Raw genomic sequence first — 21,402 nt, forward strand, 5'->3', positions numbered from 1 at the left:
TGCCGGAGGGGAATGCCGCCGTATAGCCTTGCGCCTCGAAGCTGACGCGATCGCTTTCAAGGAACGTCACACAACCACCGTCCGCGCTCTTGCACGCGCGGTAGAACTTCTCGGCACCGGGCGGAATGCACATCGGTTCCGGCGTGCAGGGCTGGTAGATATAGCCCTGGTTCGTGCGGAGGTTGTAACCGGCGATGCAACCCGCCGCGATCAATCCGGCATCACGTACAGCAGCACCGCGAGGAACTGCAGCACGCTGCCGGCGAGCACGAAGACGTGCCAGAGCGCGTGGTTGTACGGCAGTCGGCGCCACAGGTAGAACGGCACGCCGAGGGTGTAGCAGACACCGCCGCCGAACAGCAGCCAGAGGCCACCGGCCGGCAGTTTTTCCAGCAGGGGACCGATGGCGATGATGCCGACCCAGCCCATGGCGAGGTACAGCGCGACCATGACGAGGCGGTTGCGCACGCGCTTCAATTCCAGCGCGATGCCGAGCGCGGCCAGCGTCCACACGATCGCGAACAGCGCATAGCCCCACGGCCCGCGCAGGGTGACCAGAGTGAACGGCGTGTAGGTGCCGGCGATGAGCAGGAAGATCGCGGCGTGGTCGAGGAAGCGCAGCACCGGCTTGGCGCCGGCGTGCGGGATGCTGTGGTAGAGCGTCGAGGCGGTGAACAGAAGGATCAGCGTGGTGCCGTAGACGATGCCGGCGGCCAGCGCCCAGCCGTCGTCGGCGAGCGCGGCGAACGCAACCAGGGTGGCGAGGCCGGCGATGCTGAGCACGATGCCGAGCCCGTGGGTCAGGCTCGAAGCAATCTCCTCGGCAAGGGCATAGCGCGGTGCGAGCGCGGTCATCACGAACCCCGGCGATCGATCAGGCAACGATGTTGCGTTGCAAGAAAATACGCCGGAGCGGGCGCGATGACCAGCGCGATGTCAGCGTTTTTCGATGATGAAGCTGCCGAAAGCAACACCGAGATCCCAGCCACGGCCCTTGCCGGTCAGGGCCAGCGAAATCGGCCCCTTGGTGACGACCCGTGCAGTAGCCGACTTGACCGCGCCGGCATGCGCCTCGGCGGTGGCATAGCCACCGATGACGTCCTCGATGTTGTAGAGGTCGCTGAAGGTACCGATGCCATCGTCGATCTGCGACTTGCCGAAACTGAGGCCGCCGCCCTTGGCCGAGATCTTCACCTTCAGCGACTGGCCGTTCGTGCAGCGGACCACACCGGTGCCGGAGGCCTGCTTGTAGAAGGCCGACCATCCCGACATGGTGAACGTGAGCTTGCAGTCGAGCGGCTCGGCATGCGCGGCCGAAGTGGCGAACAGCACACAGGCGGCGATGGCGAGCAGGGGCATCCAGGGGCGCATGGGGGAATCTCCACGGAATTGACGCTGGTCATTCTCGCCGCGCAAGCGAGCGCAGACAATGTGCGGCACCCCTGCATTGCAGCAGCGTTCATGTGGCAACGTGCCGACCGACGCAGGATCATGCGAAAGCCAACGGCGAGGAATCCGTCATGAGCAAGCCCGACATCCTCATCCACTTGCGCCGCTGCGAGGGTGGCCTGCAGGCCGCCGAAGCCGGCCTGCGCCTGGCCCGGCGCCTCGGCGCGCATGCGCTCGGCCTGCACGTGGTCGCGCTGTCGCCGGTCGCGTTCGCCTCGCCGGAGGCGGTCGCCCTGCATGCCTCGGAGGCGCATCACCTGATCGCGGATGCGCGCGCCCGCGCGCCGTGGTGGCAGGGCGAACTCGACCGCTTCGGCGTCGCCGGCGATTTCCAGGTCGTGCAGGGCGACACGGTCGAGGCGCTCTGCCATGCCGCGCGCTGGAGCGATCTCGTCGTGGTCGAACGGCCCGTGCTCAACCCCGACGCACCGCTCGGCTGGGGCATCGTCTCGCGCACCGTGTTCGGCTCATCGGCGCCGGTCGTCGTCGTGCCCGAGGCGGCGCGCGTCGAACACATCGGGCGCCATATCGTCATCGCCTGGAACGCCAGCCGCGAATCCACGCTCGCCGTGCACGGTGCGCTGCCGCTGCTGGCCCGCGCGGAACGCGTGATCGTGCTCGAGGGCGAACCGGCCGGCGACGGTTTCGGCGCCGACATGCTGCCGAAACTCGACCTGCGCGCCTGGCTCGCGCGACGCGGCATCGAGGCCGGCTTCGAGGCCTTTCGCCCGGCGCGCGATGCACACGGCCACGCCGTGCTCGAAGCTGCGCACGCACACGACGCCGATCTCATCGTGACCGGCGCCTGGGGCCATTCGCGCATCACCGAACTCGTGTTGGGTGGCGTGACCCGCCATCTGTTCCAGCACAGCGATCTGCCATTGCTGGTGGCTCACTGAGGCGCGCCATCCATCGCCGTTAATGCGGACGCGTTCCCTTCCCCTGCTGCGTCGGGGAAGGGGCAAGTCCCTGCTGCGCAGGCTACTTCGCGTTGACCAGGGCGAGGGTCATGTCGAGCATGCGGTTCGAGAAGCCCCACTCGTTGTCGTACCAGGCCAGCAACTTGACCAGGGTGCCGTCGATGACGCGGGTCTGGGTGGCGTCATAGATCGACGACAGCGGGTTGTGGTTGAAGTCGATCGAGACGAGCGGCTGCGTGTTGACGCCGAGCACGCCCTTGAGCGCGCCGTCCGCGGCTTCCCTGACGATCGCGGTGATCTCGTCGGCCGAGGTCGCGCGCGCAGCATCGAACGTGAGGTCGACGACCGACACATTGATCGTCGGCACGCGCATGGCGAAGCCGTCAAGCTTGCCGTTGAGTTCGGGCAGGACCAGCCCGACCGCGGCGGCGGCGCCGGTCTTGGTCGGAATCTGGCTCATCGTGGCCGAACGCGCTCGGCGCAGGTCGGAGTGGTAGACGTCGGTCAGCACCTGGTCGTTGGTGTAGGCGTGGATCGTCGTCATCAGGCCGCGCTGGATGCCGATCTTCGCATGCAGCACCTTGGCCAGCGGGGCGAGGCAGTTGGTCGTGCACGAGGCGTTGGAGATGACTTCGTGCTTGGCGCTGAGCTGGTCGTGGTTGACGCCGTAGACGAAGGTGCCGTCGACGTCGCTGCCGCCGGGCGCCGAGATGATGACCTTCTTCGCCCCGGCGGCGATGTGCGCGCCGGCCTTGGCCTTGCTGGTGAACAGGCCGGTGCACTCGAGCACGACGTCGACGCCGAGGTCCTTCCACGGCAGCTTCGACGGATCGCGCTCGGCGCAGACCTTGATGCGGTCGCCGTTGACGACCAGGTCGCCACCGTCGACGGCGACTTCGCCGGGGAATTTGCCGTGCGCGGTGTCGTAGCGGGTCAGGTGCGCGTTCGTCTCGGCATCGCCGAGGTCGTTGACGGCGACGATGCTGATCTCGCCGTTGCGCTTGGCCTCGTACAGTGCGCGCAGCACATTGCGGCCGATGCGGCCATACCCGTTGATCGCGACCTTGACTGCCATGGAACGGCTCCTCGTTGGAAGGGGAAGTAGCGGAAACGCGCATTCTATCGGCCCTGCCAAGTGCACGCACAGCACCATTGGCATGGGGCCATTCGGGGCACCTCGACGCAGTGCGACCAGTCCATCGTGGATCGCCCCCTTTTTCGCAGCGCCCGGAGCCCGTTCACGGGCGATCGGGGGATTGCGATGGATCGAAGGGAAAGCATCGCCCGTGAACGGACTCCTACACGGCAAGGCCTTGGCAAACCGTGCAGCCTTGCGCGCCGACGCACGGCCTCCCACCATTGCCGGCGTCAAACCAAGGAAGCCTGCATGTCCGGACAAAGCCAGTTCCAGCTGCTGCGCACGCGCCGCTTCGCCCCGTTCTTCGCCACCCAGGCGCTCGGCGCGTTTAACGACAACGCCTTCCGCCAGGCGATGATCGTGCTGATCGGCGCCTTCCTCGGTTTCAGCTCGCAGCAGGCCGCCTTCTACGAAATGATCGCGCCGGCGATCTTCATCCTGCCGTTCTTCCTGTTCTCGGCGAGCGCCGGCCAGATCGCCGAGATGTTCGAGAAGACGCGCCTGATCCGTTACATCAAGCTGCTCGAGATCGCGGCCATGCTGCTGGCCGTGTACGCCTTCCATGCGCACCAGGTCTGGCTGCTGTTCGTCGTGCTGTTCCTGATGGGCCTGCACTCGACGATGTTCGGGCCGATCAAGTACGCGATCCTGCCGCAGGCGCTGAAGAACGAGGAACTGGTCGGTGGCAACGGCCTGGTCGAGATGGGCACTTCGCTGGCCGTGCTCGCCGGCATGATGGCCGGCGGCTCGTTGATGGCACTCGGCGACTGGGGCGCGAGCGCGGCGTCGGCGCTGGTGGTCGGCATCGCCGTGGCCGGCTACCTCGCCGCGCGCGCGATCCCGCCGGCGCCGGCGACCGCGCCGGGGCTGCGCTTCAACTGGAACCCCTTCAGCGAAACCCTGCGTGTGGCGCGCTACATCACGAAGAACCGCACGATCTTCAACTCGATCCTCGGCATCTCGTGGTTCTGGTTCTTCGGCACGATGTTCACCTCGCAGTTGCCGGCCTACGTGCGCGACTACCTCGGCGGCGGCCCACAGGTGCTCATCCTCGCGCTGGCCCTGTTCTCGGTCGGCGTCGGCATCGGCTCGCTGCTGTGCGAACGCCTGTCCGGGCGCAAGGTCGAGATCGGCCTGGTGCCGTTCGGCTCGATCGGCATGACCTTGTTCGCGGTGGACCTGTACTTCGCGCGCCCGCTCGCGACGGCCGCGACCGGACTCGGCGCCTGGGATTTCGTGCTGGCCGCCGGAAGCTGGCGCGTGATCGCCGACCTCGTGCTGATTGGCCTATTCGCGGGCCTGTTCATCGTGCCGCTGTTCGCCCTCGTGCAGAGCCGCACCGAGCGCAGCGAACTGTCGCGCGTGATCGCCGGCAACAACATCCTCAACGCGCTGTTCATGGTCGCCGCGGCCGGCCTCGGCCTCGGCCTGACTGCGCTCGGCCTTTCCATCCCGCAGATCTTCCTCGTCGTCGCCTTGCTCAACGCGGCGGTGGCGATCTACATCTACACGCTGGTGCCCGAGTTCCTGATGCGGTTCCTGAGCTGGGCCCTGGTCAACACGCTGTACCGCATCCGCACCGAGGGCCTCGACCACGTGCCCGAGGAAGGCCCGGCCCTGATCGTCTGCAACCACGTGAGCTACATGGACGCGCTGATCGTCGCCGGCAGCGTGCGCCGGCCGGCGCGCTTCGTCATGTACTACAGGATCTTCAACATCCCGGTGATGAGCTTCATCTTCCGCACCGCGCGCGCGATCCCGATTGCCGGCGCAAAGGAAGATCCGGCCCTGCTCGAACAGGCCTTCGAAGCGATCGATGCCGCACTCGCCGATGGCGACTTGGTCTGCATCTTTCCGGAGGGCGGCCTGACCGCAGATGGCAACATCGCGCCGTTCCGACCCGGTGTCGAACGCATCCTCCAACGCCGGCCGGTGCCGGTCGTGCCGATGGCGATCCGCGGCTTGTGGGGCAGCATCTTCAGCCGCAAGGACACCCGCCTCGGCCGCATGCGCCTGCCACGCCGCTTCCGCTCACGCCTTGTCCTCGCCGTCGGCGAACCGGTGCCGCCGGAGCAGGCCAGCGCCGCTGAACTTGAGCGTCGGGTGCGGGAATTGAGGGGGGAGTGGGCTTGAAAGCCGTGATTGGTGATTCGTAAAAGCGGAAAGCGCGAACATCAGCATGGCGTCGCAACCACGCTTCTTCGAATCACCAAACACGAATCACAGCCTTACCCAGCCCAGCCCCCGATCACCACGATGGCGATCACCGCCAGCAAGACGAGCATGACGCGGCGCAGGAGCTTGCGCGCGTCGGCCAACTCGATGACGGCGTCGGTGGTGCTGGCCTCGTCGGCGACGACGTCGGCATCGACACCGGCGCGGGCAACGGCGTCGAGGAAGCCGAGATCGAGACTGAACCAGCCGCGACCTTCGATGACGTGATAGTCGCGCCAGCAGCGCACCACCGCGTCGAAGTCGGAGACCACGGCCACCGACCAGGCCATCAGGTGCGCCGGCGCCCAGTCGAGCACGAGGGCCGTGCGTTCGAGCGTTTCCGCCGCCGCACCGGTCGATTCGCGGAAGCCCGCGGAACGCGTCAGCAATTGCACCAGGCGGTAGCCGAGCGCTCCGGCAGGGCCGAGGATGACGAACCAGAACAGCACACCGAAGTGGCGCGACAGCGCGGCACGAAAACTCGCCACGACCAGATCGGGTGCGTTGAAGGCGAGCGCACCAGCGCCCGTGTCGGCATTGAGTGCCTGCGCCGCGACCAGTCGGCGTTCGCTGTCCGGCGCCTTCAGTACCGCATCGATGTCGGCGTCGAGATCGCGCGGCCCCCAGCAGAAGTACAGAACGAAGACCATGAAGGCGAACTCGGGCAGGCCGAACCATGCGCCATGCAGCAGATGCTGCACCAGTGCCGTGGCCACCACCAGCAAGGCGGGCACGCCGAGCACGAAGCCGAGGCCACGGCGTTTCGCCTGCGCTTCGTCGAGCATGTCGCGCAGCCAGGCAAATCCGCGCAGGCGGGCAAGATCGGGCAGCGCCTGCGCGCTGGCGATGACGAGCAGGATCGCGATGAAGACCTTGGCCATCGTGGCTCCGCCTGCGGACTGTCCCGGATTGTAGCCACGTCGGCGCAAGCGTCCAGCAGAACGATCCGCACACGCGACCGGCGCACCCGGGACCGCATCACCGTCGGGCCAGCCCCGGGATCACCCTGATCCGAATCAGGCCGCGCCGCCGTCACGCAGAAACAGGCGATACGCCGGATTCGCGCTCTCATCGCGATGCGGATACCCGAGCGTCGCAAGGAAGCGGCGGAATGCCGGCATCTCGGCGGACGGCACCTGGATGCCGACGAGGATGCGGCCGTAATCGGCACCTTCGTTGCGGTAGTGGAACAACGAGATGTTCCAGTTCGGGCTCATCGCCGACAGAAAGCGCATCAACGCACCGGGACGCTCGGGAAACTCGAAGCGGTACAGCAGTTCGTGCCCGGCGCGCGTGCTGCGGCCACCGATCATGTGACGCAGATGCTGCTTGGCGAGGTCATCGTCGGTCAGGTCCAGAGTGGCGAAACCTTCACGACGCAGGGCACGCACGAGGTGACCCGAATCGCCGCGATCGCGGATCTGCACACCGACGAACAGGTGCGCGCGATCGCTCTCGCCGATGCGGTAGTTGAACTCGGTGATGCTATGTCCTTCGAGGACCGTGCAGAAGCGGCGGAACGAGCCGCGCTCTTCCGGAATCGTCACTGCGAGCACGGCCTCGCGCGCCTCGCCGACCTCGGCACGCTCGGCGACAAAGCGCAGGCGGTCGAAGTTCATGTTGGCACCGCAGGCCACGGCGACGAGGGTATCGCCACGCCGGCGATGTTCGCCGACCCAGGCCTTGAGTCCGGCGACGGCCAGTGCGCCGGCCGGTTCGAGGATGCTGCGCGTTTCCTGGAAGACATCCTTGATCGCCGCGCAGACCGCATCCGCATCGACGCGCACGATGCCGTCGAGGTACCGCCGGCACAGGCGGAACGTTTCCCTGCCGACCTGCTTGACCGCGGTACCGTCGCAGAACAGGCCGACATCCTTGAGGCTGACGCGGCGACCGGCTTCGAGCGAACGCGCCATCGCATCGGAGTCGGCGATCTGCACGCCGATCACGCGGATCTCCGGACGCACGGCCTTGACGCAGGCAGCGATGCCGGCCGCCATGCCACCACCGCCGATGGCGACGAAGATCGCCTCGATCGGCCCAGGATGCTGGCGCAGGATTTCCAGCCCGATCGTGCCCTGCCCGGCGATCACGTCAGGGTCGTCGAAGGGATGCACGAAAACGAGATTCTTGCGGCGCGCGATCACGTCGGCGTGTTCCTTGGCATCGCTGTAGGAATCGCCGTGCAGGACGATCTCGACATGCTCGCCGCCGAACGCACGCACGGCGTCGATCTTCACCTGCGGCGTGGTCACCGGCATGACGATGACGGCATGGCAGCCGAGCCGGGCCGCGGCCAGGGCCACGCCCTGCGCGTGGTTGCCCGCCGACGCGGCGATCACGCCACGTTTCAGCGAGGCCGCGTCGAGCTTCGAGATGCGGTTGTAGGCGCCACGCAACTTGAACGAGAACACCGTCTGGGTGTCTTCGCGCTTGAGCAGGACGCGGCAACCGGTGCGCGCGGAAAGCCCTGGCGCAGCCTCGAGCGCGGTCTCGCGCGCGACTTCGTAGACACGCGTGGTGAGGATGCGCTTGAGGTAGTCGATGGGCATGGCGGCGGCCGTCGTGGAAGCCGCAGCCTAAGCCGTGTGGCCGGCCGGAGGCAAAACCATCGCCCCGAACGGGCTCCCGCGACCTGACGGTTTTCCGCAGGAACCCCGGTGGGCCCGGTCAGGGGCTGGACATCACGGGAGCGGGGCGCAGTTGGCGCAGGTGCGGCGCCTACTGCGATTTGCGCATGTCGTCGATGTTCCAGTCGAACTGCAGGAAGATCACGGTCGGCTGACCATTTTCCTCACGCACGCGGCATTCGATCTGCTGGGTGTACTCGCTGGCCAGACCAGGATCGAACACGATCGGGGCGGTCAGCGCGGTGGCCGTTCCGGTCGGCGTTGCGCTCTCGGCAAGTCGATCGACGTCGACCTTGATGCTCTTGTCGGCGAGGCGGCCGCGGATCTCGGCCATGCAGGCGTCGGCGGCATCGCGGTTCGGATTGCCGCAAGCCGCCAGCAGGCCCGACAGGATGAGCAACAACGTGCTACGCATGACGGAACTCCGGCAAGTGCGGCGAGGATCGCGCACCGTGATGCGCTTCACGGCGCCACGATACGCCGGAGTATAGGCGTCTCGACCGGCCTGTCCAGCGGCGGCGCGGCGAATCGATCAGTAACGCGGAACCGACGGATCGACCTCGCGCGACCAGGCATCGATGCCGCCCTCGACGTTGTGCAGGGCGCGGAAGCCACGCTCGCGGAAATGCTCGGCGGCGCGCCGGCTCGAATTGCCATGGTGGCAGAGGAAGGCCAACGGCGTGTCCTTCGGCAGGGCGACCAGGCGATCGTGCGACTCCGCATCGAGCACCTCGGCACCGGCGAACGGGGCGCGCGCGCGATCCTCGGCCGGACGCACGTCGATGACCGTGATCCGTCCTTCGCCGATCAACCGCTGCAGCGACTTCACGTCGAGCGCGTGCACCTTCGGCGGTGCGGCCGGCAGATCGATCGACAGCCCTTCGCCCTGCGCGGTCTCCACCCAGTCGATGCGCGCGCCGCGTGCGCGCTGCGCGCTGGCAGGATCGAACAGCACGTCGATGCCGCCGGCGTGCGCGCGGATCTCGTGGCCGGTCACCTCACGCAACTGGAACTGGGGCTGGTACCGCGCGTCGATGGCGAGGAACAAGCCCATGCCGTCGGCATCGGCGAGCGCGGTGCTGATCTCCGCGGCGGCGCGCTCGCTGATCGTGATGTCGGGCGGCGTGCGATCCGGTTCGGGCAGGCCGAGCAGCTTGTGCAGCTCGCCGCTCGCGGCCATGCCCTGCACGATGTCGGCGCCACCGATCAGTTCGCCGTCGACATACAGCTGCGGGATGGTTGGCCAGTTGCCGTAGTCCTTGATGCCCTGGCGGATCGCCTCGTCGGCGAGCACATCGACGCTGAGGTAGTCGTCGAGCAGATCGTTGAGCACGCCCGCGGTCGCCGCCGAGAAGCCGCAGCTCGGCGCATGGCGCGTGCCCTTCATGAACAGGACGATGCGGTGCTCGGCCAGCAGGTTCTCGATGCGCTGGCGGACGGTGGACTCGGACATGACGGTTCCTCGATGGTGACCGGCCATGATAGCGGGCGAAGACCCTTCCCGGTTTGGCCGGGGCGGCAGAATTGCGGGATACTTTGCCGCACTGGGTGACATTCAACGAACGGGGAAGGACCGATGATCCGCAGACTGCCGCTTTGCATCACCCTCGCGCTGGCCTCGACCGCGCATGCGCAGCCACCGGCCGCTGGCGCCGAGGCGACGATCCCGCTGACTTACGTCGGCGCGAATGCGCGTGTCTCGCTCGGCATCAACGACGATGGCGACGTGCTCGGCGAGATCCTCGGCATCCTCGGCAAGACCGACGAATCGGCCTGGCTGGCTGAACTCTGGCTCGGCCAGGGCGGCGCTGGCGGGGTCAAGTTCGGCTACAACTGGCTGCGCGGCGAGCCCGAATCGGGCAGCGCGGCGGTGTGGAAAGTGTTCGTCGCCGGCGACCAGAACGCATTCAAGGACCGCAAGGCCACGCTCGGCCTTGGTCGCGAGCGCGACGACTTCTTCTGGAGCGCCTACGTGTCCCAGGCCGCCTCCGGCAAGCGCCTCGCCGGCAGCGTGCTCGACATCGACACCAACCAGCTGACCGGCTCGGATGCCAACGGCAACTGGACACAGACACAAACCATCGAGACCCTCACCCGCTTCTTCGAGCATCCGTACGAGCATGGTGTAGGTGTGCGCTTCGGCGGCTACTTCGACGATGCACTCCTGCGCGTGCGCGGCGGCCTCGACTACGAGGAGGGCAAATTCGACTCCGACCAGACCACGCTCTCGCTCGGCGTCGACAAGTATTTCCGCAACAGCCGTTTCAGCCTGAGCCTGCAGGGCGAAGCGTTGCGCAAGACCGGCGATTTCGTCACCGACAAGACCGACACGCGCGGCTGGCTGCTGCTGCGCTACGACCTCGGCAACAACTTCCGCGCACGCGAACCGTTCCGCATGGTCGAGGTGACGACGCCGGCATCGAGCGCCGCCGCCGCACCGGGCGAACCCCAGGTGGTGCGCAACGAGGTGCGCATGGACGGCGACGCGTTCTTTGGTTTCGACAAGTCGACCCTGCGCCCCGACGCGATCGCCGCGCTCGACGAGCTGGTCGCCAAGCTCGAATCGGTGTCACGCGTGAGCCGCGTCAGCGTGGTCGGCCACACCGATTCGGTCGGCACCGTCGAGTACAACCAGCGCCTGTCGGAACGTCGCGCCGAGGCGGCCAAGGCCTATCTGGTCAGCCGCGGCATTCCAGCCGAACAGATCGACACGCGCGGCGAGGGTGAACTGAACCCCTCCTTCCCGAACGACACGCCGGAGAATCGCCAGAAGAACCGCCGCGTCGACGTCGAATTCCTCACCATCGAGGAAACCACGATCCCGGCGGCGGAACCCGAGCCGATCCCGGCCAAGGTCGAATGGGTGCGTGAACCGGTCAAGGCCAATCCGGCCTGGATCGAGCGCGCGCTGCGCAATCCGGCCGAGCACAAGCGTAGCGTCGACGTCTACGCGTTCCAGCGTTCGACCACCACCGAGACACTGGGCCCGCGCATCTACGCCAACCGCCCGCCGGTGGCTGCCAACGACACGGCCATAGTCGAGGTGAACTCGCCCGGCACACTCATCGCGGTGCTCGCCAACGACAGCGATCCGGACGGCGATGCGCTGACCATCACCGCCGTGTCGACGCCTGCGCACGGCAGTGCGACGATCGGCGCCGGCGGCATCACCTACACGCCCGCTCCGGGCTACGCCGGTGCCGACAGCTTCACCTACACGATCAGCGACGGTCGCGGCGGCACCGCCACGGCGACCGTTTCGATCACGGTCGGAGCCGCCAACCGTCCGCCGATCGCGGTCAACGACAATGCCGCGGCGCTCAAGGGCTATGACACCTACATCGACGTGCTCGGCAACGACAGTGATCCCGATGGCGACAACCTGACGATCACCGCGGTCGAGCACACCGGCCCCGGCAATGCCGTGATCACGATCGAAACCGGCAACATGATCCACTACCAGTCGATCCCCGGTTTCGCCGGCATCGATCACTTCACCTATACGGTCAGCGATGGTCGCGGGGGTACGGCCACGGCAACGGTGACCGTGCTGGTCTGGGAGCTGCCGATCGATCATTGATGGCCGATGCCTGCTCCGGCCTGTCCGGCCGGAGCACAGCCTGTAGGAGACGGCTTCAGCCGTGCAGCCTTTCTTTACGGCGTGCTGCAGCCAGAGCATCACCGCTGAAGCCGTTTCCTACAGGCATTCTTCTCCGGGCATGCGAAGAAGCGGATTCGTCGGATATCAGGTGCCCCAGGCCCTGCGCGCGATCGGCGCGATCGCCTCGACCCACAGCGTGTATTGCGCGGCCGACGGATGCAGGCCATCGGCGGCGAGCAGGTCGCGGCCCGCGCCGCGCGAGATCGCCGTCACGTCAACCCAGTGCGCAGCGCGCGTGATGGTGATCCCGCGCGCAATGGCGTTGAAGCGGTCGATGTCCGCGGCGACCTTCGCCGCATCCGCGGCATGCGCCGCCGCGAAAGGCGTGACGCCCCAGTCGGGGATCGAGACGACGACCACGCGCGCGGCATCTCCATCCGCAAGCTCGATCGCACGATCGAGCAGGATGCTGAACTCGTCGCGATAGTTGTCGACGTCACGGCCACGGTACTGGTTGTTGACGCCGATCAGCAAACTGACCAGCGCGCGGCCGGCAGCCGGTCGCGCCGCTTCGATCGCCGCGGCGAGTTCGTCGGTGCTCCAGCCGGTCGTTGCGATGACTTCCGGCGTGCCGATCACCAGCCCCTCCGCGGCGAAGCGCGTGGCCAGCTGCAACGGCCACGCTTCTGCAACCTCGACGCCTTCGCCGATCGTGTAGGAATCGCCGAGGGCGAGGAAGGCCGCGACCATGCCGGTCAGGCGACGTTGCGCGACGGCCGCGCGTTTTCGGCGAGGCGTTCGAGCGCACGTTCGATGCGCGCGAACACGTCGGCGACAACTTCGGCCTGCGGCAACAGGGTGATGCGGAAACGGTTGCGGTAGTTCACGTTGAAGCTGGAACCGGGCACGACCAGCACGTCTTCGGTCTCGAGCAGATGCAAGGCGAAGGCCTCGTCATCGAGCTGCGGCAGCAGGTTCGGCGCAACGCCGGGGAAGGCATACAGCGCGCCGGTCGGCGCGACCACGTCGAGAAAGGCGCTACGCGCGACCGCATCGAGCACGGCGCGGCGCGATTCGTACAGGCGCCCGCCTGGCGCGGTCAGTTCCGCGATCGTGTCCGGCCCTTCGAGCGCCGGGCCAACCGCCCACTGGCCCGGCACGTTGCCGCACAGGCGCAGCGCGGCGAGCAGGTCGAATGCACGCAGCATGTCGTGCACGCGCGCCTCGCTGCCGGACACGGTGAACCAGCCGACACGATAGCCGCAGGCGCGATGCACCTTGCTCAGTCCGCCGAAGCTGATGCACGGCAACTCGCCCGCCAATGGCGCGAGTGGCTGGAAGCAGGCATCGTCGTAGAGGATGCCGTCGTAGATCTCGTCGGAAAGCAGCACGAGGCGATGGCGCTCGGCGACCGCAACGATCGCCTCGAGCAGGGCGCGCGGGTAGTTGGCGCCAGTCGGATTGTTCGGATTGATCAGCACGATCGCGCGTGTGCGCGGCGTGACCAGGGCGGCGATCTCGTCGGCATCGGGAAGATGATCGCGGTCGGCAGGGCACGGATAGTGGACGGCGTGGCCACCATTGAGGATCGTCGCTGCGGTCCACAGCGGATAGTCGGGTGCAGGCACGAGCACTTCGTCGCCTGGTTCGAGCAGCGCACGCAGGGTGAGGTCGATCAACTCGCTGACGCCGTTGCCGATGAAGACACGATCCGGCGTCGCCGTGGACGAACCGCGCGCAAGCTGCTGACGGGCGACTGCCTCGCGCGCCACCAGCAGGCCCTGCTGCTGGCAATAGGCCTCGCTCTTCGGCAGCGCGCGCGTCACCGCTTCGCGGATGTGCGCCGGCGCCTCGAAACCGAAGGCGCCAGGATTGCCGATGTTGAGGCGGACGATCTGCCTGCCCTCGGCCTCGAGCTCGCGGGCGCGATGGCTCAGCGTTCCGCGGATTTCATAGCGGACTTCGGCGAGACGGGAACTGGTAGGTACGGTTTGCTGCGGCATGGCATCGGTATTGGGGCGGCGGAATCGCGGCATCCTAGCATCTGGTGCTGCGCTGCAAGGCAGGCCACCACACAATGCCCCTGCAAGAGCCCCTTCAGGGGCGATGCTCCTTTCGCACAACCTCCGAAGCAGGGGCATCGCCCGTAAACGGGCTCCTGCGGAAGGGCAGCTCGCGGGCGCCGACCACGCTTTTGACCAAATCCCCGCCCCACCCGGTGCAACCCGCGCCTGCTCCAACGCATCCGAGTAGTTCCGAAGTCATTCCCACCTCCGGCAGGCGCGCCCGAGTTCGCTGCCGCCGAGAATGGGGCCATTGACACGATCAGTTATGGTGTTGTAGTTTAGTACAACACTAATCAAGGTGCCTGATCATGAACGCCCGCCCGCCCCTCCTCTGCACCCTCGCCGCCGGTCTGGCCACCGTGCTCGCGGGCTGTTCGACCGGCACGGCCTCGCCCAGTGCGGACAAGGAAAAGCCGGCCGGGCAACCAGTCGAGGTGGCCCGCGTCGAACGTGGTGAACTGACCGCCCACTACGCCGCCACCGCCACGCTCGAAGCCGAGCGCGAGGCCACGCTCGTCGCCGAAGTGCCGGGCACTGTGCTCGAGATCGTGGTCGAGGAAGGCCAGCGCGTGCGCAAGGGCCAGTTGCTCGCCCGCCTCGACGCCGACCGCAGCCGCTTGCAGTTACGTGAGGCCGAGGCCGACCTGCAGCGCCGCCGCAACGATGTTGAGCGCGGCGAGCAGCTGCTCGCGCGCAAGCTGATCCCGGCAACCCAGCACGACCAGGCTGTCTCCGACTACGCCATGCGCCGCGCCGACGTCGGCCTCGCCCGCGTCAATGTCGGCAAGGCCGAGATCCGCGCGCCGTTCGACGGCACCGTCACGCGGCGCTGGGTCAAGCGCGGCCAACTGCTCGCCCACAACGCGCCGGTGTTCGACGTCGCCGATTTCACCGACCTGCGCGCCGACCTGCGCGTGCCCGAACGCGATGCCAGCGCACTCGCCGCCAACCAGCCGGTGCGCTTCACTGCCGATGCGCTTGGCACGCGCGAGTTCGCTGCGCGGATCGAACGCGTGGCGCCGGTGGTCGACCGCAGCAGCGGAACGGTGGGCGTCACCGTGCGCATCGACAATCGCGATCTCGCCCTGCGTCCGGGCCAGTTCGCCCGCATGGACATCGCCTTCCGCCACTTCGACGACACCGTGCTGATGCCCAAGGCGGCCGTACTCGGCAGCCGCAACGCCGCCGTCGCCTATGTCATCCGGGACGGCAAGGCCGTGCGTACGCCGATCCGCCTCGGCTACGAGAACGGTGCCCGTGTACAGGTACTCGAAGGTGTCGAGGCGGGCAGCGAGGTCGTCGTTTCCGGCCATGCCGCGCTCAGCGACGGCACCGCCGTGCACGTGCTGCCGGCCATCGACACCACAGCCGCCGTGCGCAACCTCGCTGCGTTGGGCGGCAAGCGCAGCTGAGCCCGCGCCGCGGCCACGGCATCGTCGCTACAATTGCGCCGATGCCGAACCCACCCGCGACCCTCGACGCCCTCGCCCGCATCGGCTGGCAGGGTACGCTGCCGGCGGAGGAAGACGGCACACGCATCGCCCGCGTCATCGCCCAACACCGTGCCGGCTACGAACTGCACGACGGCACGACCGCCTTCAACGCGCAGCCAGCGCCGCGTTTTCTCAAACCCGACGTCGGTCCCGAGGCTCGCCCGGCGGTCGGCGACTTCGTGCGCGTGACGCCCGCAAAACCACCGCTGATCGAAGCCATCCTGCCGCGGCGCAGCCTGCTCGAACGCGCCGCCGCCGGCGAACGCCACCGCCGTCAGCTCATCGCCGCCAACATCGACACCGTGATGATCGTCTGCGGCCTCGACGGCGACTTCAATCCAGCACGCATCGAACGTTACCTGTTGCTGGTCGAAGGCAGTGGTGCGCGCGCCTGCGTGGTGCTGACCAAAGCCGACCTGGCCGGCGATCACACCGAGCCAATGGCGATCGTGCGCGAGCGTGTGCCGGCGACGGTCGACGTCATCGCCGTCAACGCGAAATCCACCGCCAGCGTCGCCCCGCTGCTCGCCCTGCTCGGCCCCGGCACATCGAGCGTGCTGGTGGGCTCGTCCGGTGCCGGCAAGTCGACCCTGACCAACACCCTGCTCGGCGAGACCCGCCAGGCCACCCAATCGGTCCGCGCAAACGACAGCCGCGGCCGCCACACCACGACCTCGCGCGCGCTGATCCTGCTGCCGAGCGGCGGCTGCCTGATCGACACACCCGGCATGCGCGAGATCAAGCTGACCGGCGAGGAAACCCTCGACGGTGCACAGTTTGCCGACATCGACGCGCTCGCCGCGGAGTGCCGTTTCGGCGACTGCGCCCACCACGGTGAACCCGGATGCGCCGTGCGCGCAGCACTCGATGACGGTCGCCTCTGCACCGAGCGCTGGCACAACTACCTCAAGCTGCGCGACGAACTCGCCGCCGCCGCCGAAAGCCTCGAAGCCCAACTGCGCCGCAAGAGCGAATCGCGCGTGCTGACCAAAGCCCTCAACAAGCGCCTCGCGGAAAAATACGGGCGCCAGTGAGAACCACTTCGCGCCAACCCGCGCCACATCATCAACCGCAACCACGCCGGAGCGGATGTCATCCGGCGATGCTGTCGACGACCCTGTGGCATCGACGTGACGGATGCAGATCAGGGCATCCCAAGACATGAACGGCGCCCGCAGACCCCGATACCGATATGACCAGACTGATTGCCCTGCTTCTGCTGACTGCCGCCATGCTTTCGTTCGGCTCGCTGGTTTCCGGTGCCGGCTATCTTGAGTTGCTCTTGCCCGGCGGCCTCCCCGTCGGCAACGCGCTGGCGGCGACCGGGCTCTGCGCACTCGCCGCCGCTGCCCTCCAGCTCAGCACGCCCGGCTCGACCTGCCGCCGCGTCGCGCAAGGTGCCGTGCTGGCCGCGATTCTTTGGCTTCCGGTTTCCGTGGCGCTCGCCGGCAATCTTGCGCTCAACTTCTCCGCAAACCGCGGTTCGGCGTGGCTGGTACTCAGCCTGCTCACTGCCGTAGTCGTGCTCGGCTCGCTGGCATGGTCTGTCATCACAGCGCTGGGAGCTATGCTCAAGCGGTCGGGTGCAGCCTGACCATCCTCAGGAGCCTTTCCAGCCTTCCCGATCGCGTGAAGCCTTTGCTGCCGGCAGTCGCTCTGATCGGGAAGGCAGCTCCTGGATTCACATCGCCGAAGGCTCCTCGGGTTCGGCTGGATCCGACCCTGAGCGAGGTGTCCGACCGTGCGCTCGACATGGGCGTGGAACGGCGGGCCGTGGCGCGGCATGGACCCGGTTTCCGGACTCGGACGACCGACGGGGCGTTGTGGCGGCCACGGTGTCGATGTCCGACAATCGCCGGGACGCCGCTTCGCGGCGCGGAGCAGACGCGCGACCAGGCCATGAACGATCACGCGCACGAGCCGCATGTGGCAAATCGTGCCTATCGGGTGAGCGGAGCCATTCTTGGCGTGCTGCTCGTCGCCTCCGGCATCTACGTTCTGTGGACCGATGCCGTCGACCTGCTCGCGCTGGGCGGCGTAGCGCTGCTGATTGCATTCGGCGGCAACCTTCTGTTTTCGGCCTGGCGCGGACGCGCATCCTGGCTCGGCAAGCTCGGCCCGTTGCCCTAGCCCGTGGGTGAAGGCGCGACGGGGAGAGGATGGCGTCGGCTTTCGTGCGCGCAGTCACCACGCCGGGCAGGCGCTTGCAAGCACCCACTCTTCGCCTATGCTCGGCGCCGCATGGCCAACACAACCACCGTGGATGCAAACCACGCTGCCCTCGACCGTCGCCTCGTCGCCGCGGTCAGGGGCATCCGCGTGCTCGGTGCGTTGAGCTGGCCTTCGTCCGCACAGGAACGATTCCTCGCCGACTGGCGGCGCGGGCAGGTGCACCTGCCCGTGATCGAGTACGGGCGCGCCGATCATGCCGCGACGAAGGCCGAGCTCGACGACATCCAGCGCAGCGCCGACCCGCATCACCCGGTCGGCGAATACCTGCAGCGCAGCGCTGCAGCATGGCGCACGGCGACCGACCTGCTCGAGGCGGCCGGCACGCCGGCACTGACCCGGCATTCGATCGAACTGTACGGCCGCCCCGGACACCGCATTCCGGGCAGCGAGCAGAGCAATCTCGATGCGGCGCGCCACTTCATCGAGCTGGCCAGCGAACTCGATGGCGAGCTCGCGCTTGGCGACGCCGACTACTGCATCCCGGCCGACGTCCTGCGCGAGGACCTGCAAACCCAGCTCGACGCGTTCTTCGGCAGCGGCCGCGTGCGTGTCGAGGTCGACGACAGCCTGATCGCCAAGGCCGCGGCGGGGGCCACACGCATCCGCCTGCGCTCAGCGACCTGCTTCACCGAGTACGACCGCACACAACTGCTCGAACACGAGGCCTACGTGCATACGCTGACCGCGCTCAACGGACGCCGCCAGCCGAACCTCGCCTCGCTGGCGCTGAACTCGCCGCGCATCACCGCGACCCAGGAGGGCCTGGCCGTGTTCGCCGAGCTGATGACCGGCTCGCTCGACATCGAGCGCATCAAGCGCATCAGCCTGCGCATCCTCGCCATCGACATGGCCCTGCACGGCGCCGATTTCGTCGAGGTGTTCCGCTTCTTCCTCGATTCCGGCCAGTCGGAGACCGACAGCTTCTCGTCGGCCCAGCGCGTGTTCCGCGGCTCGCCGACGGGCGGCGGCTCGGCCTTCACCAAGGACACCGTCTACCTGCACGGCCTCTTGTCCGTGCACACGTTCTTCCGCTGGGCGCTCAAGCACAAGCGCCTCGACCTCTGCCGCAACCTGTTCGCCGGCAAGATGAGCCTGCACGACGTGGTCTCCCTGCAGGGCGAGTTCGCTTCCGGCTACATCGCTGCGCCGACCTGGCTGCCGCGCTGGGTGCAGCATGCCAACGGGCTGGCGACCATGCTCGCCTTCTCGCTGTTCGCCAACCGCATCCGCCTCGACCGCGTCGCGGCCGAGGATCTCGTGCTCGCCCTGTGAGCCGATCCCTTGCGTACACTAGCCGCTCGCCGCCGCCCCTCGACCGACATGTCCCAGAAAAAGACCGACGACCTCAAGCAAGCCGCCCTCGAATACCACCGCCGCGCACCGGCCGGGAAGATCAAGGTGGTACCGACCAAGTCGGTGGTGACCCAGCGCGAACTGTCGCTGGCCTATTCGCCGGGCGTCGCCTTCGCCTGCAACGAGATCGTGCGCGATCCCGGCGAGGCGGCGACGCTGACCGCGCGCGGCAATCTCGTCGCCGTCATCACCAACGGCACCGCCGTGCTCGGCCTCGGCAACATCGGCCCGCTGGCGGCCAAGCCGGTGATGGAAGGCAAGGGCATGCTGTTCCAGAAGTTCGCCGGCATCGACGTGTTCGACATCGAGATCGACGAGAACGACCCGGACAAGCTCGTCGACATCATCGCCAGCCTCGAACCGAGCTTCGGCGGCATCAACCTCGAGGACATCAAGGCGCCGGAGTGCTTCGCGGTCGAGCGCAAGCTGCGCGAGCGCATGAAGATCCCGGTGTTCCACGACGACCAGCACGGCACCGCGATCATCGTCGGCGCGGCGCTGATCAACGCGCTCACGATCGTCGAGAAGGACATCGCGAAGATCAAGGTCGTGCACACCGGCGCCGGCGCGGCCGGCATCTCCTGCCTCAACATGTTGGTCAGCCTCGGCGTCGATCCGGCCAACATCTGGGTGGCCGACCGCCTCGGCGTGGTCTGGCGCGGTCGCACCGAGGAGATGGACGAGAACAAGGCGCGCTTCGCGCGCGATACCGACGCCCGCACGCTCGACGAGATCATCGATGGCGCCGACGTCTTCCTCGGCCTGTCCGCGCCGGGCGTGCTGAGCCCGGACATGGTGCGGCGTATGGCCGACAAGCCGATCGTGTTCGCCCTGGCCAATCCGACCCCGGAAATCCTCCCCGAACTGGTGCGCGAGGCGAACCCGGACGCGATCATCGCCACTGGCCGCTCGGACTATCCGAACCAGGTCAACAACGCGCTGTGCTTCCCTTACCTGTTCCGCGGTGCGCTCGACGTCGGCGCGACGGCGATCAACGAGGAGATGAAGATCGCCTGCGTGCATGCGATCGCCGAACTGGCGCGTCGCGAGATGTCCGATGTCGCCGCACGGGCCTACGGCGGGCAGACGCGCTCGTTCGGGCCCGATTACCTGATCCCGCAGCCGTTCGATCCGCGCCTGCTGACCGAGTTGTCGCCGGCGGTCGCGCGCGCGGCGATGGCCTCGGGCGTCGCCACGCGCCCATTGGCCGACGCCGAGGCCTACCGCGAGCGCCTCAACAGCTTCGTGTTCCGCAGCGGCCTGGTCATGAAGCCGGTGTTCGACCGCGCACGCAGCGACCGCCAACGCGTCGTCTTCGCCGAGGGCGAGGAGGAAACCGTGCTGCGCGCGGTGCAGCACATCGCCGACGAGCACCTGGCCTGGCCGATCCTGATCGGTCGCCCTGCGGTGATCGAATCGCGCATCCAGCGCATGCGCCTGCGCCTCAAGCCCGGCATCGATTTCGAGGTCTGCAACATCGAAAACGACCCTCGCTTCAAGGACTACTGGAGCGAGTACCACGCCCTGCTCGAACGCCGCGGCGTCACCCCCGACAGCGCCAAGGCGATCGTGCGCTCGCGCCCGAGCGTGATCGCGGCGCTGATGCTGCGACGGGGCGAAGCCGACGCGATGCTGACCGGCATCGTCGGCCGCTACCACAAGAAGCTGCGCTACATCCTCGACATCATCCCGCTCGAACCCGGCGTGCAGTCGCCCTCGGCGATGACCGGCGTGGTCAACGACAAGGGACTGTTCTTCTTCATCGACACCCACGTCAAGCTCGACCCGACCGCCGAACAGGTCGCCGAGGCGACCCTGCAGGCAGCGATCCGCCTGCGCCTGTTCGGGGTCAACCCGAAGATCGCCCTGCTCTCGCATTCGAACTTCGGAAGCCACGAGGACGCCTCCGCGGCGAAGATGCGCCGCGCGCTCGAACTCGTGCGCGAGCGCGACCCGGATCTCGAGATCGAGGGCGAGATGCATGCCGACACCGCATTCAACGAGGAAGTGCGCGAACGCCTGTTTCCGAACTCGCGGCTCAAGGGCCTGGCCAACGTCTATGTCTGTCCAAACCTCGACGCCGCCAACATCGCCTACAACATCACCCGCGTGATGACCGAAGGCGTCGCCCTCGGCCCGGTGCTGATGGGCATGTCCAGGCCGGCCCACATCCTGACTCCGGCCGCGACCGTTCGCCGCGTCGTCAACATGACCGCGATCGCCGCGGTCGAAGCGCAGATCCGTGCGGCGAGGGAGCGGTGATGGGAATTGCTCCGTAGGAGACGCCTTCAGGCGTGATGCTTCTT

17 protein-coding genes and 1 pseudogene are annotated in these 21,402 nt (G+C 67.5%); 9 read left to right on the top strand and 9 right to left on the bottom strand.

Annotated elements, in window-relative coordinates; all coding sequences use genetic code 11:
• Nucleotides 1-210 precede the first annotated feature (210 nt).
• Nucleotides 211-855: a PAQR family membrane homeostasis protein TrhA gene (gene trhA, locus KF907_RS02005; protein WP_291217648.1), complete on the bottom strand. Its 645-nt coding sequence runs from the start codon at nucleotides 853-855 to the stop codon at nucleotides 211-213.
• Between the two features lie 81 nt (nucleotides 856-936).
• Nucleotides 937-1,359 carry a hypothetical protein gene (locus KF907_RS02010; protein ID WP_472843847.1) on the bottom strand — a complete coding sequence of 141 codons (423 nt, stop codon included), beginning with the start codon at nucleotides 1,357-1,359 and terminating at the stop codon, nucleotides 937-939.
• 161 nt (nucleotides 1,360-1,520) lie between these two features.
• Here KF907_RS02010 and KF907_RS02015 point away from each other — a divergent pair, with 161 nt between their 5' ends.
• Nucleotides 1,521-2,348 (top strand): universal stress protein, encoded by an 828-nt coding sequence (locus tag KF907_RS02015; protein ID WP_291217652.1) that lies wholly within the window; start codon nucleotides 1,521-1,523, stop codon nucleotides 2,346-2,348.
• 82 nt (nucleotides 2,349-2,430) lie between these two features.
• Here KF907_RS02015 and gap read toward each other — a convergent pair whose 3' ends face one another.
• On the bottom strand, nucleotides 2,431-3,444 hold the full coding sequence (gap, locus tag KF907_RS02020) for a type I glyceraldehyde-3-phosphate dehydrogenase (protein ID WP_291217654.1): 1,014 nt from the start codon (nucleotides 3,442-3,444) through the stop codon (nucleotides 2,431-2,433).
• A gap of 312 nt (nucleotides 3,445-3,756) precedes the next feature.
• Between gap and KF907_RS02025 the strand changes: the two genes are divergently transcribed.
• Nucleotides 3,757-5,640: an MFS transporter gene (locus KF907_RS02025; RefSeq protein ID WP_291217656.1), complete on the top strand. Its 1,884-nt coding sequence runs from the start codon at nucleotides 3,757-3,759 to the stop codon at nucleotides 5,638-5,640.
• Nucleotides 5,641-5,735: 95 nt separating this feature from the next.
• On the opposite strand, the gene KF907_RS02030 is transcribed toward KF907_RS02025, so the two are convergent.
• The 4 genes and pseudogenes from KF907_RS02030 to grxD all read right to left on the bottom strand — a co-directional run bounded on the left by KF907_RS02030 (nucleotide 5,736) and on the right by grxD (nucleotide 9,804).
• Nucleotides 5,736-6,602, bottom strand: a complete 867-nt coding sequence (locus tag KF907_RS02030) for a cobalamin biosynthesis protein (RefSeq protein WP_291217658.1) — start codon at nucleotides 6,600-6,602, stop codon at nucleotides 5,736-5,738.
• A 135-nt stretch (nucleotides 6,603-6,737) separates the two neighbouring features.
• Nucleotides 6,738-8,285 (bottom strand): annotated as a pseudogene (gene ilvA, locus KF907_RS02035) (threonine ammonia-lyase, biosynthetic); the annotation flags it as partial.
• Nucleotides 8,286-8,442: 157 nt separating this feature from the next.
• The gene (locus tag KF907_RS02040; protein ID WP_291217659.1) at nucleotides 8,443-8,766 is read right to left on the bottom strand and encodes a hypothetical protein; all 324 of its coding nucleotides are present in this window, start codon (nucleotides 8,764-8,766) and stop codon (nucleotides 8,443-8,445) included.
• A gap of 117 nt (nucleotides 8,767-8,883) precedes the next feature.
• Complete coding sequence (gene grxD / locus KF907_RS02045; RefSeq protein WP_291217661.1) at nucleotides 8,884-9,804, bottom strand: Grx4 family monothiol glutaredoxin; 921 nt, start codon at nucleotides 9,802-9,804, stop codon at nucleotides 8,884-8,886.
• Between the two features lie 123 nt (nucleotides 9,805-9,927).
• On the opposite strand from grxD, the gene KF907_RS02050 reads away from it, so the two are divergent.
• Nucleotides 9,928-11,931, top strand: a complete 2,004-nt coding sequence (locus KF907_RS02050; protein ID WP_291217663.1) for an Ig-like domain-containing protein — start codon at nucleotides 9,928-9,930, stop codon at nucleotides 11,929-11,931.
• Nucleotides 11,932-12,096: 165 nt separating this feature from the next.
• On the opposite strand, the gene KF907_RS02055 is transcribed toward KF907_RS02050, so the two are convergent.
• The gene (locus KF907_RS02055) at nucleotides 12,097-12,702 is read right to left on the bottom strand and encodes an SGNH/GDSL hydrolase family protein (protein ID WP_291217666.1); all 606 of its coding nucleotides are present in this window, start codon (nucleotides 12,700-12,702) and stop codon (nucleotides 12,097-12,099) included.
• Nucleotides 12,703-12,707: 5 nt separating this feature from the next.
• Nucleotides 12,708-13,955, bottom strand: a complete 1,248-nt coding sequence (locus KF907_RS02060; protein WP_291217668.1) for an aminotransferase class I/II-fold pyridoxal phosphate-dependent enzyme — start codon at nucleotides 13,953-13,955, stop codon at nucleotides 12,708-12,710.
• Nucleotides 13,956-14,326: 371 nt separating this feature from the next.
• On the opposite strand from KF907_RS02060, the gene KF907_RS02065 reads away from it, so the two are divergent.
• From KF907_RS02065 to KF907_RS02090, 6 genes are all read left to right on the top strand, one after another.
• Entirely contained in the window at nucleotides 14,327-15,430 is a 1,104-nt protein-coding gene (locus KF907_RS02065) for an efflux RND transporter periplasmic adaptor subunit (RefSeq protein ID WP_291217670.1), read from the top strand.
• Nucleotides 15,431-15,471: 41 nt separating this feature from the next.
• A complete protein-coding gene (rsgA, locus tag KF907_RS02070) occupies nucleotides 15,472-16,545 on the top strand; it encodes a ribosome small subunit-dependent GTPase A (RefSeq protein ID WP_291217672.1) in 1,074 nt (357 codons plus the stop codon).
• Nucleotides 16,546-16,703: 158 nt separating this feature from the next.
• Complete coding sequence (locus KF907_RS02075; protein WP_291217675.1) at nucleotides 16,704-17,105, top strand: hypothetical protein; 402 nt, start codon at nucleotides 16,704-16,706, stop codon at nucleotides 17,103-17,105.
• 305 nt (nucleotides 17,106-17,410) lie between these two features.
• Entirely contained in the window at nucleotides 17,411-17,641 is a 231-nt protein-coding gene (locus KF907_RS02080) for a hypothetical protein (protein WP_291217677.1), read from the top strand.
• A 111-nt stretch (nucleotides 17,642-17,752) separates the two neighbouring features.
• Complete coding sequence (locus KF907_RS02085) at nucleotides 17,753-19,015, top strand: flavohemoglobin expression-modulating QEGLA motif protein (protein WP_291217680.1); 1,263 nt, start codon at nucleotides 17,753-17,755, stop codon at nucleotides 19,013-19,015.
• Nucleotides 19,016-19,063: 48 nt separating this feature from the next.
• Nucleotides 19,064-21,358 carry an NADP-dependent malic enzyme gene (locus KF907_RS02090; protein WP_291217681.1) on the top strand — a complete coding sequence of 765 codons (2,295 nt, stop codon included), beginning with the start codon at nucleotides 19,064-19,066 and terminating at the stop codon, nucleotides 21,356-21,358.
• Nucleotides 21,359-21,402 lie beyond the last annotated feature (44 nt).

Source organism: Dokdonella sp., from assembly GCF_019634775.1.
Classification (GTDB): Bacteria; Pseudomonadota; Gammaproteobacteria; order Xanthomonadales; family Rhodanobacteraceae; genus Dokdonella.